The organism is Hydrogenophaga sp. T66 (assembly GCF_057219855.1).
On sequence record NZ_JBXVVX010000004.1, the window covers coordinates 64,457 to 80,586 of the forward strand.

Consider the following 16,130-nt stretch of genomic DNA (forward strand, 5'->3'; position numbering starts at 1 on the left):
GGGGCCGGCACTGACGGTTGCAAGCGCGGATTCAGCCGCGCACCTCTCCCTCACCCAACACAACGTACTTCAGCGAGGTGAGGCCCTCCACGCCCACCGGGCCGCGGGCGTGGAACTTGTCGGTGCTGATGCCGATTTCGGCGCCCAGCCCGTACTCGAAACCGTCGGCGAAGCGGGTGCTCGCATTCACCATCACACTGGCGGAATCGACCTCACGCAGGAAACGCTGGGCGTGCACGTGGTCGGTGGTGAGGATCGCGTCGGTGTGGTGGCTGCCGTGGCGGTTGATGTGATCGATCGCCTCGTCCAGACCATCAACCACCTTGATGCTGATGATCGGCGCGAGGTATTCCTCGGCCCAGTCCCGCTCGGTCGCGTCCACGAGGGTCGCGCCGGCCACGCCGGCCAGCGCCGCGCGGCTCTCGGCGCACACCCGCATCTCCACGCCCTTGGCCGCGAACACCGCGCCGATGCGCGGCAAGAAGGCAGCCGCCACGCCGCGGGCCACCAGAAGGCTCTCGGTGGCGTTGCAGGGGCTGTACTTCTGCGTCTTGGCGTTGTCGGTGACCTTGACCGCGAGGTCGAGGTCGCAGGGGTCGTCGACGTAGGTGTGGCAGTTGCCGTCCAGGTGCTTGATCACCGGCACCTTGGCCTCGGCACTGATGCGCTCGATCAGGCCCTTGCCACCGCGCGGGATGATCACGTCCACGTACTGCGGCATGGCGATCAGCTGCCCCACCGCGGCGCGGTCGGTCGTCGGCACCAGCTGCACCGCATCGGCCGGCAGACCGGCCTCAAGGAGCGCGCGCTGTACCAGCGCCGCCAGCGCCCGGTTCGACTCGATCGCTTCGGAGCCCCCACGCAGGATGCAGGCGTTGCCGCTCTTGATCGACAGGCTGGCCGCCTCGATGGTCACGTTCGGGCGGCTTTCGTAAATCATGCCGAACACGCCGATCGGCACGCGCATCTGCCCCACGCGGATGCCGCTGGGCATCTGCCGCAGGCCGGTCGTCTCGCCAATGATGTCCGGCATCGCGGCGAGCTGCTCGCAGCCCTCGGCGCAGGTCTCGATGACCTTGGGGGTGAGCTTGAGGCGGTCCACCATCGGCTCGGCCAGGCCCGCCGCGCGGGCGCGCTCCAGGTCCTGGGCGTTGGCCACGGCCAGCGCCTGCACGCTCTCCCGCAGCAGCGACGCCAGGGCGCGCAGCGCCCGCCGCTTGGTCGCCGCCGAGGCCTTGGCCATGGCCGCCGACGCGGCCTTGGCCTGCAGGCCCAGCGTGTTCATCAGTTCGGAGGTGCTCGTCGCGTTCATGGCGGGATTTTCGCACCGACGCTCCCGTCCGTGCGGCCGCCTGCACGCCCGACCCGCGACCCCACCGATTACCCCCACCCGTTTGACCCCCCGATGGCGGCGAAGGTCGGGTCTGCGCGGCAACACCGCCACGCCTTCCTGGAGCCGTCCATGCCCCCCACGCTTCGCCGGATTCCCCACCGGTCGCGCATCGCACCGCCCGAAGCCGACGCCACCGAGGTCGCGCAGACCGCGCGGCACTACGGCGCCCTGCGCTTTTCCATGTTCACGGTGTTCGCCACGATCAGCGGCGCCTTGCTGGCCTTCCCCTTCACCGACGGCGGCCAGCGCCTGTTGCGGGCCGAGCCGGCCTTCGTCCATGCGCTGGCGATCGCGGGTGTGGTGGCGTCGCTGCTGTTCGCCCTGGCGGAATGGCGCCTGGCCGGCCTGCTGGCGTATTTCCAGGCGGCGGCCGCGCGACTCGGCGCCGTGCCGCTGCCGCCGGGTCACGCCCGCTGGCGCTTCATCATTCCCGCCGCCATGATCGCCCCGCAGGCTCTGACCATCCTCCACTGGCTGGCGGTGGCCTGGGACGTGTGGACGCTGACCCCCGGCGGCTGAACCGGCGCCTCAGAACGGGTAGTGCCGAGGCGTGGTCTGGATGGTGATCCAGCGCAGTTCGGTGAATTCCTGGATGCCGGCTTTGCCGCCGAAGCGGCCGTAGCCGCTGCCCTTGACGCCGCCAAACGGCATCTGCGCCTCGTCGTGCACGGTCGGGCCGTTGACGTGGCAGATGCCGCTGTCGATCTGGCGGGCGACGTGGAAGGCGCGGGCGATGTCCTTGCCGAAGACGGCGGCCGACAGGCCGTACTCGTTGTCGTTGGCGCAGGCCACCGCCTCGGCGGTGTCTTTCACGCGCACGATGCACTTCACCGGCGCAAAGCTTTCCTCGCGGTAGATGCGCATGGCCGGCGTCACATGGTCGAGCACGGTGGCGGGCATCAGCGTGTTCTCGCTCTTGCCGCCGCAGACCAGGCGCGCGCCCTTGGCCAGCGCGTCGTCGATCAGTTCGTTGCAGAAGTGCACAGTGTTCATGCCGATCACCGAACCCAGCACCACCGGCTCCGGCTTGCGCGGGTCGCCCACCGGCAGGTGGCGCGCCTTGTCGCCGAACTTCTTCACGAAGTCGTCGGCGATCTTCTGGTCAACGATGATCCGCTCGGTGCTCATGCAGATTTGGCCGCTGTTGGCGAAGCTGCCGAAAGCCGCCGCGTTGACCGCGTCGTCGAGGTCGGCGTCGTCGAGCACGACCAGCGGCGCCTTGCCGCCGAGCTCCAGCACCACCGGCTTGAGGTACTTGGCGCAGGTCATGGCCAGCAGGCGCCCGACCTTGGTGGAGCCGGTGAAATTGATGCGCCGCACCGCCGGGTGCGCCACCATCGCCTCCACCACCGCGGGGGCGTCGGCCGGGGCGTTGGTGAGGTAGTTCACCACGCCGGGCGGGAAGCCGGCGTCTTCAAACGACTCGATGATCAGCTGGTGGGTGCGCGGGCAGTTTTCGCTGCCCTTGAGGATCACCGTGTTGCCGCAGGCCAGCGGCACGCAGATGGCGCGCACGCCCAGAATCACCGGCGCGTTCCACGGGGCGATGCCCAGCACCACACCGGCCGGCTGACGCACGCCCATGGCCAGCGAACCGGGCACGTCCGAGGGGATCAGCTCGCCGCCGATCTGCGTGGTCAGGCCGGCCGCCTCGCGGATCATGCCGGCGGCCAGCATGCAGTTGAAGCCGGCCCACAGCGCGGCCGCGCCGGTCTCGGCGGCCATCGCCTCGATGAAGCGCGGCGTCTTGGCCTCCAGCGCATCGGCGGCCTTGAGCAAGAGCGCGCGGCGCTCGCCGGGGCCGGTCTGGCTCCAGGTCTTGAACGCCTCGGCCGCGGCCTCCACGGCCATCACCGCATCGGCCGGGCTCGCGGCGGGCGCGCGCGTGGCGAGACTGCCGTCCAGCGGATTGCGCCGCTCGAACGTGGCGCCGTGTTCGGCCGTCACCTTCAGGCCGTTGATGAGCATCGACAGATCGGACATGGGGTTCTCCAGACAAAGGATGGGACGCGCGCCTTCAGGGGGCCGTCGCGCCGAGATAGGCCTCACGCACCACGCGCGAGCGCGCCAGCAGCGCCGCGGGCCCGCTGGCGACGATGGCGCCGCGCTCGATCACGTAGCCGCGGTCGGCCACCGCGAGCGCTTTCTTCACGTTTTGCTCGACCATCAACACCGTGGTGCCGGCGTCGGCGATGCGGCGGGCGATGGTCAGCAGCTCATCGACCATGCGCGGCGCCAGGCCCAGCGAGGGTTCGTCGAGCATCAGCAGCCGCGGCGCGCTCATCATGGCGCGGGCGACGGCCACCATCTGCTGCTCGCCGCCGCTCATGGTGCCGGCGAGTTGCTGCGCACGCTCGCGCAGCTTCGGGAAATCGTTGAACGCCTGCTCCAGGCGGCGCGCGCGCTCGGCCTTGGGCACCAGCCAGCCACCCAGCTCCAGGTTTTCGGTCACCGTCATCTGGGGAAAGAGCTGGCGCCCTTCGGCGACCAGCGCGACGCCGGCCTGCACGATCTCGTGCGTCTTCTCCGGCAGGTCTTCGCCGTTGAGCAGCACCGCGCCCTGGCGACGGATGAGACCGTTCAGGGCCTTGAGCAGCGTGGTCTTGCCGGCCCCGTTCGGGCCGAGCACCACGGTCAGGCCCGGCCGGGCCTCCAGGGACAGGTCGCGCAACACCAGAAAGGCGCCATAGCCCGCGCTCAGGCCCTCCACCTTCAGGTGCGCGCCCGCGCTGCCGCCGAGCTGGAACGGCGTGGGTCGGTGCCACATCATCGCGCGGCCTCCGTGCCCATTTCATCGCCCAGGTAGGCCTCGATCACCTCGGGATGCCGCACCACCGCGCGGGGCGTGTCGTCGGCGATCTTGCGGCCCTGGTGCAGCACGATGACGCGCTCGACGTGGCGCAGCAGCGTGGTCACCGCGTGCTCGATCCACACGACGGTCAGGTCCAGCTCGTCGCGCAGCCGGCGGATCAGGCGCGCCATGTTCTCGATCTCGCTCTCCGTGAGGCCGGCGGCCACCTCGTCGAGCAGCAGCAGGCGTGGCCGGGTGGCCAGGGCCATGCCGATTTCCAGCAGGCGCTGCTGCGACGGTGTGATCGCGGCGGCGGGCAAGTCCGCCTGCGCGGCCAGGCCAATGAGGGTGAGGATGCTGTCGGGTGTGCGCAGCGCCCAGGGCACGCCCTGCTCTTCGCCCCACCAGATCCATTTCCGGGGTCGGCGGCCGGCAAACTTCAGGCCGAACGCGATGTTCTCGCGCACGCTCATGTCGGCGAAGGTGCGCGGGGTCTGGAAGGTGCGGGCCAGGCCGTGGGCGGCGAAGCGGTGCGGCGCGCGGCCGTCCAGGCGCTGCCCGCGCACCCGCAGCTCGCCGCTGGTGGGCCGGGTGACGCCGGAAATGGCGTTGAAGAAGGTGGTCTTGCCGGCGCCGTTGGGGCCGATGATGCCAACGAGTTCACCGGGCATCAGCGTGGCGCTCACGCGATCGACCGCCACCAGACCACCGAACCGCACGGTGATGTCCTTGGCTTCGAGCAGGGCGGGGCTGGCCATGTCAGCGGCTCCTCCGGTGTGCGGTGGTCGGACGCTCAGTACACATGGCGCGCCTCCCGCTGCCGTTTCTCGCGCTGTTTGCGACGCTCGGTCTCACCGCTGAGGTCGTCGCGCCGCTCGGCCCACCAGACGCGTGCGTCGCGCCACCAGCCGCGGAAGGTGTCGGTCCGCACCGACGCCAGTCCGCCGGGCAGGTACAGCACCGACAGGATCAGCAACAGGCCCAGCGACATCATGTAGATCTGTGGCACCTGCAGGCGCAGCGTTTCCGCCAGCACGCTGAACACAATGGCGGCGATCAGCGGCCCCCACAGGGTCATGGCGCCGCCGATGAGGGCGATCAGCACGGTCTGGAAGCCGATGAAGGGATTGAAGACGGTGTGTGGATCGATGTAGGTCCAGCGCACGCTCATCGCCGCGCCAACCGCGCCCGCGACCGCCGCGGTGAGGGCGAAGCCCAGCACCTTGACCACGCGCGTGTTCACCCCCAGCGTCTGCGCGCGCTGCTCGTCCGCGCCGATGCCGCGCAGCGCCAGGCCGAAACGCGTGCGCCGCAGCACGATCGACAGCCCCACGGCCAGCACCGCCAGCGCCAGCACCGTGTGATAGACCGTGATCGACTCCGGCACCACCACCAGCACGCGACCGACCGTGCCGGTCACGCTCTTCTCGAAGTAGCTGATGGCGTGGCGGATGAGTTCGGTCATGCCGAAGGTGAGCACCGCAAAGTAGGTGCCCCGCAGGTGCAGCACGGCCGCGCCCATCACCACCGCCACCGCCGCGGCAATCAGCGCACCGAGGGCTATCGCCTGCACCCAGGGCATGTGCTCCAGCGACAGCGCGCTGGTGTAGGCGCCGATGCCAAAGAAAGCCGATGTGGCGAGCGAGAGGTAGCGCGTGGTGCCGCAAAACAGCGACCAGCTCGACGACAGCGCGACGTACATCAGGCAGGTCAGCGCCATGGACAGGGCGAACTCGCTGGCGAACGAGGGCAGCGCCATCGCCCAGCCTGTCAGGCCGAACAGCACGAGCAGGTCGCGCACGAGGATCTGGCGGGCGTTCATGCGGGCAACCTCGCGCCGGAACAGACAACGGACAGCGGGCAGATCATGGCGTCAGGCCTTGCGCGTCTTGCGGGTGAACAGGCCCTCCGGGCGCAGCAACAGCACACCGATGAACACGATGTAGCTCAGCAGCGCCTTGAGGGAGGGGTTGGTGAAATGCATGCCGATGGCTTCGATCACACCCAGCAGCAGACCGCCGGCCAGCGCGCCACCCATGCTGCCGAAGCCGCCGAGCGTGATGACGATCAGCGCGGTCACCGTGTAGGGCTCGCCCATCGACGGGCTGATCGTGTAGGCCATCGACAGCAGGCAACCGGCCACGCCGGACAGCCCCAGGCCGATGCCAAACATCAGCGGGTGCAGGCGCCGGGTGTCGATGCCGACCAGCTGGGCGCCGGTGGGTGACTGCATCAACGCGCGCACGCCCTTGCCGAGCAGGGTCGTGCGCAGCAGCACGATGAGGGCGCCGGCAAACAGCAGCGCCAGCCCGAACACGAGCAGCTTGTTGACCGCGAACTGCGCCTGTCCGCCGGGCAGCGGAATGGCGAAGGGCTGGGTGAGGAAGTCGTACCCGCGCAGGTCGCCGCCCCAGATCCAGCTGATCGCGTTCTGCACCAGGAACATCAGCCCGAAGGCCACCATCAGGCCGCGCGCCTCAAACACATCGAGGTTGGGCGAGGTGGCGGTGAGCCGGCGGAAGCACAGCCAGTGCACCGCGATGCCCAGCGCCATCAGCACCGCAAACGACACCGGAATCATCCACAGCGGCGACAGACCCGCCACGCTGGCGACCATCCAGGTCAGAAACGCCCCGACCATCAGGAACTCGCCGTGGGCGATGTTCAGGATGCGCATCAGCCCGTACTGCAGGTTCAGGCCCAGCGCCACGAGCGCGTAGATGCCGCCGGTGATGAGACCGGACGCGATCAGCTCAATCCAGGAGGAGAAGGACATGCAACAGGCGCAGGGAAGTGATCGAGGACGCCGCGGATCCGGCTCCGCCGGTCCGCTGGCATCGCCCCCCTGAGGGGGTGACGCGCCGCCGGCGCGGCGCGGGGGTGGCTTTACTTCCAGGCCGGCTTGACCGGGTTCAGCTTGGCGGTGGCGATCTTGGCCGGCCACACCACCTCAAACTCCCCGTTCTGCCACTGCCCCACCGAACCGGGCGTGCCCACGTTCTCGCTGCCCTGGAAGCGGATGTCGCCCAGGATGGTCTTGTGCGTGGTGTTGGCCACGTAATCGCGGATGGCCTTGCGGTCCAGGCCCTGCGCCTTCACGGCGGCGGTCAGGATCTCCAGCCCCGCCCAGCAGGCGCCGCTGGCCCAGCGGTCCGGCTCTTTCTTGTGGGCCGCCACGTGGGCATCGAAGTAGGCCTTGGCGCCGGCGCTGGTCTTGCTGTTCCACGAACCCATGCCCAGCACGCCCTCGGCGCCCGCGGGGGTCATCACGTTCTTGTACAGCGGGAAAGCCGTGCCCACCGAGGCGTAGAAGAACTTCGGGTTGAAGCCGATTTCCTTGCTCTGGCGGCTCGCCAGGATGGTGTCGGGCGGGTAGGTGAAGCCCACAAAGGCGTCGGGATTCTTGTCCTTGATCGCGCGCAGCGTGGGCGAGAGGTCCTTCACACCGCTGGGGTAGCTGGTCTCCTGCACCAGGCTGATGCCGGTGCCCTGCAGCGCCACCTTCAGCGCGGCGTAGTTCTCCAGGCCAAACAGGTCATCCACGTACACACAGGCAATCGTCTTCACGCCCTGCGCCTTCAGCATGTCCACCACCGCGTCGCACATCGGCTTGGGCTGCTGCAGCATCGAAAAGAAGAAGGGCAGCTTCATCTCGATCAGACGGCGCGACAGCGCGGTCGGCGCCAGGAAGGGGTAACCGAAGCGGTTGGCCAGCGGTGCCGTGGCGAAGTTGGCGTTCGAGCCCCAGGGCGGCAGCACGAGGTCCACTTTGTCGCTGCCCATCAGCTTTTCGTAGGTGCGGACCACGGTCTCCACGTCGCTGCGGTCGTCGCTGCTGACCAGCTCGATGCGCCGGCGCACGCCCTTCACGTCCAGACCGCCCGCGGCGTTCTGCTGCTCGGCCCACAACAGGTAGTTCGGCTCCTGGCTCGTCTGCGCGCCGCCGGTCCAGGGGCCGGTGCGCGACATGGAATAGCCCACACGCACCGGCGCGGCCTGCGCCAGCAGCTGCGGCGCCACGGCCAGCGCGCCCACGGCGGCGGCGGTTTTCTGGATCACGACTCGGCGGTTCGGGTGCACCATGGGTTTGTCTCCGGTGGGTGAAAAAGCGCGGCGCGCGGCCACGGTTCAGGCTCTGACGGCCTGCGGCATCGTAGGCATGCGCAGCGCGCCGCGCAGCGCTGCGCGCGCACTAGCTGCTTGATCAATCGCGCATGGCGCTGCGGGTTTTCCCGAACGTCAACCAGGCCGGGGCGATCAGTTCCAGCTCGCGGCGATGACCGGCGTCAGCGCGGCCAGCTGCGCGGACGAGAGCTCGGTCTGCCCCATGGGGGGTGGACTGAAGGCCGCCATCGCGCTCACCAGCTGATCGACCTGGGCCATGACCAGGGCCTCGCCGTTGCTGATTTCAAACCGCTCAACCCGATTGGCGCTGCCGTTGTACCAACCCGAGACAGTGACCTTGTCGGCCGTGCCGATGACGCTGATCTCCAGGTGGTTGGACTGGCGTCGGAACCAGAGCTGCTCGGCCGCAATGCCTTCCAAGAAGCGCAACACGTCGGTGTTGCCCGCGGTGCTGTCGTTCTCCTGGATCGTGTCAGCACCCTCCCCCCGGCCAAAGAGGTAGGTGTCATGGCCGGTGCCCCCCGCCAGCGTGTCGTTGCCTCCCATGCCACGGAGCAGGTCGTGACCGGCCCCGCCGCTCAGGGTGTTGGCGGCCGTGTTGCCGGTGAGAACGTTGTCAAGCGTGTTCCCGGTGCCATTGATGGCAGACGACCCGGTGAGCGTGAGACGCTCGAGGTGGGCACCCAGGGTCCAGGCCACCGAGGACCGCACCGTGTCGGTGCCCTCGCCGGCCACTTCGGTGACGATGTCGGTCGTTCGCTCCACGACGTAAACATCATCACCCACACCGCCGATCAGGGTGTCGGTCCCGGCGCCGCCGTCGAGCGTGTCGTTGCCCTCAAATCCCCTCAGGGTGTTGTTCGCGCTGTTGCCTGTCAGCTCGTTGTCCAGCGCGTTGCCGCTGCCGTTGATGGCGGAGGTGCCCGTCAAGACCAGTTTTTCCGTGTGGGCGCCCAACGTCCATGCAATCGAAGCGCGCACCGTGTCAGTTCCATTGCCGGCGCTCTCCTGCACGATGTCGCCGCTCTGAGCCACCACATAGGTGTCGTCACCTGCACCCCCGATCAAGGTGTCGTTGCCAGCACCGCCATCCAGCCAATTGTTGCCGGCGTTGCCGGTCAGGCGGTTGGCCAACGAGTTGCCGGTGCCATTGAGGTGGGCAGTACCCGTCAACTCGAGGTCTTCGACCTGACCCGCCAGCACGTGAGAGACCGAAGCCAGCACGCGATCCACCCCACCGCCACTGGCTTCCACCACCACATCGGCCGCGTCATCGACCACCAAGGTGTCGTTGCCGGCACCGCCCTCGAGACGGTCGGCGCCCAACCCGCCGTCGAGCCAGTCGTCGCCCCCGGCGCCCCGCAGGGTGTCGTTGCCGGCAAAGCCGTACAGCCGGTCCGCCTCGGCCGTGCCGACCAGCAGGTCCGCCCCCGCGCCACCGCGCTGCGTACGCGCCTCAAGGTCAAGGTCCGCGCGGGACCAGCGCACGCCGTTGGCAAACTGGACGAACTCGATGCCCTGAAGCGTCATCACATCTTCGGTGCCACCGATGGCGAGCCAATACAGCCGCTCATCGGGCCAAGGACTGGTGCTTGCCGTGACCGTCATCAATGCGGGATCGATGCCCACACCAAACACGAGCTCGTCAGCGTCGCCCATCCAGCCGTTGACGGTGTCTGATCCATCGCCGAGGCCATACAAAAACCGATCATTGCCCGCACCGCCATCAAGCCGATCGAGTTCGGCGCCGCCCACGATCACATCGTCGCCGTCCTCGCCCCAGATCTCGTCCACGCCTCCAGCCCCCAGCAACGTGTCGGCGCTGGCGCTCCCCCGCAGCCAGTCGCCCGTCTCGGTCGTTCGGTTCTCCAGCCTTGAGACGATGTCGGCTTCGGTCCATGTGGTGCCATCGGCGAAGGCAATCCGGGTCAACGGTCGCTGATCATCCAGCGAGGTTTCGTAGCGGATGGAGCCCTGCTGAACAAAAAGGCGATCCACATCAATGAGGTCATTGGTTCCGCGGAAGGAGATGACCAGGCCGCTGTCCATCGCTGAACGCGACACCACCACGTCCTGCGGTCGGATGCCATCCCCGAGAACCAGCACCGCCGATGTGTTGCCACGAAACCCCGACCCACGGATGGTGTCGTGACCGTCACCCAGGCCGAAGAGGTACTCGACGGCACCATCCCCAACAGAAATGGCGTCGTTGCCGGCACCGCCATTCACCCGGTCAAAGTCAGCCGCTGCCGATGCCGGTAAGTAGATGCCCGAGAGAGCCAAGATCGTGTCGTTGCCCGCGCCACCGAACAGCTCATCGCTGCCCAAGCCGCCCATCAACTGATCGTTGCCGTCGCCTCCGTAAAGGACATCCTGTTGATCGCCACCTTGCAAGATGTCATCTCCCTCCCCGCCGATCAAGGTGTTGTTGCCACCCAGTCCGAACAGGCGATCATGGCCAGCCTCACCGACGAGCGTATCCACCCCAAGGGCATCTACCAGCACATCATCGCCGGCGGTCACCGTGTTGGCCCGATTCACCAAATCGGCCCAGGACCACTGGGTTCCGTCGGCGAACTCCACGCCACTTACACCATGCGCCCCATTGGGAACGGATACCCAAGCTCCATTAAACAGATAGCTATCGAAGTCAATCAACAGCCCATCCGCCGAACCGGGCAGCGCAACCTCAAGACGGCCTTCCCAGCGCGTGGGCTGTCCCGCCATGTTCTGCGAGGGAATCACGCTGGCGCTCAAAAACTCAAAGCCGCTGCCCCAGCGGACGCTCAGACCCTCGGCCGCGATGCCCGGCTCAAACTGCAGGGTGGTCTGCGCGCCGATCTGGGCAAGGATGCGGTCCTGCCCATCGCCCACCCCGAACAACACCCGGTCGCGGCCAGAGCCGCTGGCGATGGTGTCGTCACCGGCTCCGCCCTGCAGCACGTCGTCGCCCCCGCCCCCGTCGAGCCAGTCATTGCCGGCGCCCCCGATGAGCGTGTCGTGGCCGGCCCGGCCACGCACGCGGTCGTCACCATCACCCGCCAGAAAAACGTCGGCCAGGCCGCTGAGGGCCACGTCATCGGCGTCGCTGGTGCCGACGGGACGGCCGGCAGCGAGCCAGGCGCCCAGATCAAAGACGCTGCCATCGGCCCATTCGATGCGCTCCACTGGCGCCGACGAGGCGTCCTGGTCGTCCAGCAGAAAGGAGACCGTCGTGGAGCCGTCCAGCCAACGGATGGACAGCGTGTCGTCGTCAGGGCTGCCCGCCACTGACTGGATGGTCATCGACACGCCGCCCGGCAGGGCGGAAAGGCGCAGGGTGTCGTAGCCCTGGTCTTCGGCCGAGTCACGGGTCCGGTCCCCGATCTGGACCACGCCATCCCCCGCACCGACCACATACACGTCATCCCCGGCACCACCCAGAAGCTGCGCGCCGTCGGCGCCGGCCTCCAGCCGGTCGTTTCCGGCGCCGCCGGACAAGCGGTCGTTGCCGCTGCCGCCCAGCAGCACGTCGTCGCCCCCGAGGCCTTCGAGGATGTCGTGACCGCCGCCGCCACTCACGGTGTCGGCGCCACCAAACCCCCGGATGGTGTCGTCACCTTCGGTGGACTGCAGGGCCGCGGCCATCAGCTGCGCCAGCGTCCGCGACTGCCCGCCGGCGAAGCTCACCGTCTCGATGGCCCCGGCACCCGCGACGCCCTGAGCGTCGAACATGCCCTCCAGGCGGACATCGATGTTCCACAGGCTGATCTGCAGCCCGTCGCCCAGGGAGCGCACCCGGGCGTTTGCCCAGGTGCTTTCGCTCCCCTCGAAGCGGAGCAGATCGGCCGAGCCCCCCGCGTCGCGGACGACGAAGCTGCGCTGCCCCCAGGTGCTCACCGCCCCGCCCTGCACCACGCGGTACGTGTCGCTGGAGTCTGTCGCACTGTCGATGGCGATCGCGTTCGCGTAATGGCCACTGCCATAGCGCAGCTCGTACTCGTCATTGCCCTCCTCCCCGCGCAGCGTGTCCAGACCGTCCCACGCGCTGAAGCTGCGCAGGAAATCATTGCCCGCGCCTCCCATCAACGTGTTGTTGCCATCGCCGCCGTGCAGCGTGTCCCGGCCAGCGCCGCCTTCCAGCGTGTCGTGGCCGGCCTCACCGTACAGAACATCGTCGCCATCGCCACCGATCAGGCGATCGTCGCCGTCGCCGCCGTAGAGCGCGTCAGCGCCGCTGCCGCCGTCGAGCAGGTCAGCGCCCGCGTTGCCATACAGCGAGTCGTTGCCCCCCAACCCGCGCACCCGGTCATGACCAGCCCCGGCAGCGATGTTGTCGGCCACGAGCGAGCCGGTCAGCACGTCATCGCCGGCGGTCGGCGCCGGCGGCGGCAGCGGGCTCAGGTCCACGCGGGCCGACACCGTGGCGTCGGCAAAGCGGATCCACTCCACCCCCGCGCCGGTGCCCGCAAAGTGGCCCTGCACCGCCACCACGGCCGACCCGTCGGCGCTGGTCAGCACCAGGTCGTTGCCCATGCGCAGCCACTGCAGATCGGCCTGGCGGAAGCTGGCCGACACATCCAGCGTGTCCTGGGCGGTGGTGCCCGCGTCGGCATCAACGATGACGTCCTGGCCCGCGGTGGCAGTCCACAGGTAGGTGTCCGACCCGAGCCCTCCCGACAGCACGTCGTCGCCCGCGCTGGCGGCAAAACGGTCATTCAGGTTGGTGCCGTTTTGGGTTTCGCCCAGCGGGCTGCCCACGAGCAGGAAACCCGCCGTCAGCAGGTTGCCCAGGGACAACGCCGTCCCGTCGGCAAAACGCAGGGTGTCCACCGCCAGCACGGCGCCGGCGTTGGCGGGGTTGAAGCCGGCGATCTGGATCGCATCGCTGCCGGTGGTGAGGCCGTCCACGCCACGCACGCGCAGCTCCAACAGGCCGCCCACCACCACCAGCGACAGGTCGTCCGGCCCAATGCCGGGTCCAAATGCGATGGTGCTGCGCCCGCCGGGCCCGACCACGCCGCCGGTCAGCGAGCCGTCGATGATGCGGTCGCGTCCGTCGCCGCGGTGGTACCGGTAGGTGTTGCCACTGCCCTGACCTTGCAGCAGGTCGTCGCCCCGCCCGCCGGCGATCTGCGCGCCGTGGGCGGTGGTGGTGAGCGTGTCGGCCTGCCGGCCACCCGTGGCGAAGGCGGTGCCATCGGGCAAGGCCCCGGTCACGGCGGTGTCGGCCCAGCGGCCGATCAGGCCCGGTGCGTCCCACGCATCGCCTGCGGCCTGCTCCGCCTGGAACACGAAGGATTCCACCGACCCGCGGTGGCCGTCGTCCACCCAGAGCTGGTCGCCATTGGCAAAGCGCAACATCAACCCGGCGCCGGCCACCACCACCTCCGACAGGTCGTCGACGCGGTGGCCCGCAAAGCGCACCGCGTCGACGCCGCCAGCGTCCGTGAGCGTTTCCATGGCACCCAGCGTCGTCGCGCCGAACTCTCCAGCCACGAAGCGGTAGGTGTCATGACCGGCCCCGCCGCTGTAATCGTCGATGCCCTGACCACCGTCGAGCGTGTCGTCGCCGTCGCCGCCGACCAGCTGATCCGCACCCGCCCCGCCCAGCATCACATCGGCGCCGCCGCCGCCCTCCAATGCATCGTCACCGGCGCCGCCGTCCAGGTGGTCGTTGCCGTGGAAACCGGCGTCGAGCTGGCTGGCGATCGCGTCGCCCCACAAGGTGTCGTTGCCCTCTCCGCCCAGGAGCCAGTCGTCGCCCCCGAAGCCGCTGAGCAGGTCATCGCCCGCACCGCCATCGAGCCAGTCGCTGCCGTGAAACACGCCGTCGAGATCGGCCTGTTTGGCATCCCCCCACAACACATCGTTACCAGCCCCACCCCACAGGCGGTCGTCGCCGCCGTCGCCATCCACCTGGTCGTCGCCATCGCCTCCGTCCAGCCAGTCCGCGCCGTGCCATGCACCCGACAGCCATTCCTGGGGCGCATCGCCGCTCAGGCGGTCGTTGCCGGCGCCCCCCTCCAACTGGTCGTCGCCGCCCTGGCCCACCAGCTGGTCGTGGCCATCGCCGCCCAGCAACAGATCCGCGCCGTGCTGCTCGGCCGGCGTGTGGTCCAGGTAGCGGCTGTCCAGTGTGCCGTCGCCCCACAGCTGATCGTCGCCCGCATCGCCCCACACCACGTCAGCGCCGTGCATGCCGCTGACCACGTCGTTGCCGTCGCCGCCCCACACGATGTCCGCGCCGGTGCCCGCGCTGATGATGTCGTTGCCCACCCCACCGTCGATGAGGTTGCCTGCATCGGCGGCCGCCTGCCCGGTCAGCAGGTTGATGGTGTAAGGCCGCAGTTCGCCATCGGCCTGGGCCGGCAGCCACGACGCCACCCAACCGAACCCGCGGGCGATCACCTCGCCAGGGGCCGCGGGGTTGACCTGATCGGTGCGCGTGGGCGCCACGAAGCCGGTGTGGGTGCCGCTGCCGGCGATGAAGTCGTTGCCGCTGCCGCCCTGCAGCCAGTCGGCCCCCGCGCCGCCGAGCAGCACGTCGTCGCCCTCGCCGCCACTGAGCCAGTCGTCGCCGCCGTTGCCGGCCAGCCCGTCGTTGCCGCCGCCCCCTTGCAGTTGCTCGGCCCCGCCGGCGCCGAGCAGCAGGTCGGCCGCCAGCGGGTCTTCGCCAGCGGCCACATAACGCCCGGGCGCGGTTTGCTGGTAGGTCTGGCCATCGGGCTGCAGCGCCTTGATGAAGCCGCCGGCCAGCAGGGCTTCGGGCGGGGTGTGGCCCGCGCCGGCGCCGAGCTGGATGCCGAGCTGGCCTTCGCTCCAGCCGCGCATGGTCACGCGCGCGGCGGCCTGCGTGGGGCTGCCGGGCTCGTACCAGGTGATCACAAGGTCTTGCGATGCGCCGCGCGCCACGAGGCTGTACACCAGCCCGCTGGCTTCGTCGGTCCACACGGTTTGGCCGGCCTGCGCCCCGCCAAACCACAGCCGCCCGAGCCCGTCGGCGTCGATGACGATGTCCTGGCCCGCCCCAGCAGCAAAGTGGTAGTCGTCGACGCCGGCGCCACCGAGCAGGGTGTCGTGGCCTGCACCGCCGTCCAGGCTGTCGTTGCCGGCGTTGCCTTCGAGCCAGTCGGCGCCGCCCAGGCCGCTTAGGCTGTCGTGGCCGGCACCGCCGTAGAGGCGGTCGGCGAAGCCTTGCCCGCTGAGGTTGTCTGAGGCGTCGCCGCCGAAGAGGACGTGCACGCGCTGGCTGCTGCCAGCGCCGATAAGGATGTCGGTGTCGCTGGCCTCATCGCGGTAGTGCAGGTTCTGGGAGCCGGGCAGGATGCCGGCGATGTCTTCCCGGTTGCGCCTTAGCACTTCGCTGAGCATGGCGGCTCGGTCGGCGATCCATTCGTCGGTGATGTGGTGCGCGTGGGCGCCGTCGCCGCTGAGGCTGGCATTGCGGTCGGCCGCCCAGGCGAGGTAGCTCGGGCCGTGGAGTTGCTGCCAGGTGGTGTTGAGCGCGCTCTGGGCTGCGGGGTCTTTGGCTTTGAGTACGAAGGGGCTGAGGGTCTGCAGCGCGAGGTAGCTGCCGAAGTCCAGGCGGGCTTCGGTGCTGATCGAACCGGCCACGACGCTCACGCGGACTGAACCCGCCAACGCCTCAAACGCCGCTGAGTTGGAGATTTGCTGAAGCTTGTCGTAGAACGCTTGGAGGTTGGCTTCGGGGAGGGGTGCGTCCTCCCGTCCGGTGATGACGCGGTGGAGTTGATCAACCGTGCGTTCAAAGGTCAGATTGCCCACGTGGCTGCTGGCGTCCAGCAGGGGGCGATATCGGGCCAGCATGTCACCTGGCAG

9 protein-coding genes are annotated in these 16,130 nt (G+C 69.1%); 1 reads left to right on the forward strand and 8 read right to left on the reverse strand.

Annotation, left to right across the window (positions count from 1 at the left end; all coding sequences use genetic code 11):
• Window positions 1–31 precede the first annotated feature (31 nt).
• The gene (locus tag AC2D80_RS14035) at window positions 32–1,312 is read right to left on the reverse strand and encodes a glutamate-5-semialdehyde dehydrogenase (protein WP_484633655.1); all 1,281 of its coding nucleotides are present in this window, start codon (window positions 1,310–1,312) and stop codon (window positions 32–34) included.
• A gap of 150 nt (window positions 1,313–1,462) precedes the next feature.
• Here AC2D80_RS14035 and AC2D80_RS14040 point away from each other — a divergent pair, with 150 nt between their 5' ends.
• Window positions 1,463–1,912, forward strand: a complete 450-nt coding sequence (locus AC2D80_RS14040; protein ID WP_484633656.1) for a hypothetical protein — start codon at window positions 1,463–1,465, stop codon at window positions 1,910–1,912.
• Between the two features lie 9 nt (window positions 1,913–1,921).
• Here the strand turns inward: AC2D80_RS14040 and AC2D80_RS14045 are convergent, their stop codons facing one another.
• From AC2D80_RS14045 to AC2D80_RS14075, 7 genes are all read right to left on the reverse strand, one after another.
• Complete coding sequence (locus AC2D80_RS14045) at window positions 1,922–3,376, reverse strand: aldehyde dehydrogenase (RefSeq protein ID WP_484633657.1); 1,455 nt, start codon at window positions 3,374–3,376, stop codon at window positions 1,922–1,924.
• A 34-nt stretch (window positions 3,377–3,410) separates the two neighbouring features.
• Window positions 3,411–4,163, reverse strand: coding sequence for an ABC transporter ATP-binding protein (locus AC2D80_RS14050; RefSeq protein WP_484633658.1), 753 nt, complete (start codon window positions 4,161–4,163; stop codon window positions 3,411–3,413).
• Window positions 4,160–4,942 carry an ABC transporter ATP-binding protein gene (locus AC2D80_RS14055; RefSeq protein WP_484633659.1) on the reverse strand — a complete coding sequence of 261 codons (783 nt, stop codon included), beginning with the start codon at window positions 4,940–4,942 and terminating at the stop codon, window positions 4,160–4,162. Before AC2D80_RS14055 ends, AC2D80_RS14050 begins: the two co-directional genes overlap by 4 nt.
• Window positions 4,943–4,977: 35 nt before the next feature.
• Window positions 4,978–6,006 carry a branched-chain amino acid ABC transporter permease gene (locus AC2D80_RS14060; RefSeq protein ID WP_484633660.1) on the reverse strand — a complete coding sequence of 343 codons (1,029 nt, stop codon included), beginning with the start codon at window positions 6,004–6,006 and terminating at the stop codon, window positions 4,978–4,980.
• Between the two features lie 51 nt (window positions 6,007–6,057).
• Window positions 6,058–6,960, reverse strand: a complete 903-nt coding sequence (locus tag AC2D80_RS14065; RefSeq protein ID WP_484633661.1) for a branched-chain amino acid ABC transporter permease — start codon at window positions 6,958–6,960, stop codon at window positions 6,058–6,060.
• A gap of 110 nt (window positions 6,961–7,070) precedes the next feature.
• Window positions 7,071–8,267 carry an amino acid ABC transporter substrate-binding protein gene (locus AC2D80_RS14070; protein WP_484633662.1) on the reverse strand — a complete coding sequence of 399 codons (1,197 nt, stop codon included), beginning with the start codon at window positions 8,265–8,267 and terminating at the stop codon, window positions 7,071–7,073.
• A gap of 174 nt (window positions 8,268–8,441) precedes the next feature.
• A complete protein-coding gene (locus AC2D80_RS14075; protein ID WP_484633663.1) occupies window positions 8,442–16,118 on the reverse strand; it encodes a calcium-binding protein in 7,677 nt (2,558 codons plus the stop codon).
• Window positions 16,119–16,130 lie beyond the last annotated feature (12 nt).

What these genes read in the sequence shown, in the direction of transcription:
- AC2D80_RS14035 (WP_484633655.1), bottom strand. Translation starts at nt 1,312, where the DNA reads ATGAACGCGACGAGCACCTCCGAACTGATGAACACGCTGGGCCTGCAG.
- AC2D80_RS14040 (WP_484633656.1), top strand. Translation starts at nt 1,463, where the DNA reads ATGCCCCCCACGCTTCGCCGGATTCCCCACCGGTCGCGCATCGCACCG.
- AC2D80_RS14045 (WP_484633657.1), bottom strand. Translation starts at nt 3,376, where the DNA reads ATGTCCGATCTGTCGATGCTCATCAACGGCCTGAAGGTGACGGCCGAA.
- AC2D80_RS14050 (WP_484633658.1), bottom strand. Translation starts at nt 4,163, where the DNA reads ATGATGTGGCACCGACCCACGCCGTTCCAGCTCGGCGGCAGCGCGGGC.
- AC2D80_RS14055 (WP_484633659.1), bottom strand. Translation starts at nt 4,942, where the DNA reads ATGGCCAGCCCCGCCCTGCTCGAAGCCAAGGACATCACCGTGCGGTTC.
- AC2D80_RS14060 (WP_484633660.1), bottom strand. Translation starts at nt 6,006, where the DNA reads ATGAACGCCCGCCAGATCCTCGTGCGCGACCTGCTCGTGCTGTTCGGC.
- AC2D80_RS14065 (WP_484633661.1), bottom strand. Translation starts at nt 6,960, where the DNA reads ATGTCCTTCTCCTCCTGGATTGAGCTGATCGCGTCCGGTCTCATCACC.
- AC2D80_RS14070 (WP_484633662.1), bottom strand. Translation starts at nt 8,267, where the DNA reads ATGGTGCACCCGAACCGCCGAGTCGTGATCCAGAAAACCGCCGCCGCC.
- AC2D80_RS14075 (WP_484633663.1), bottom strand. Translation starts at nt 16,118, where the DNA reads ATGCTGGCCCGATATCGCCCCCTGCTGGACGCCAGCAGCCACGTGGGC.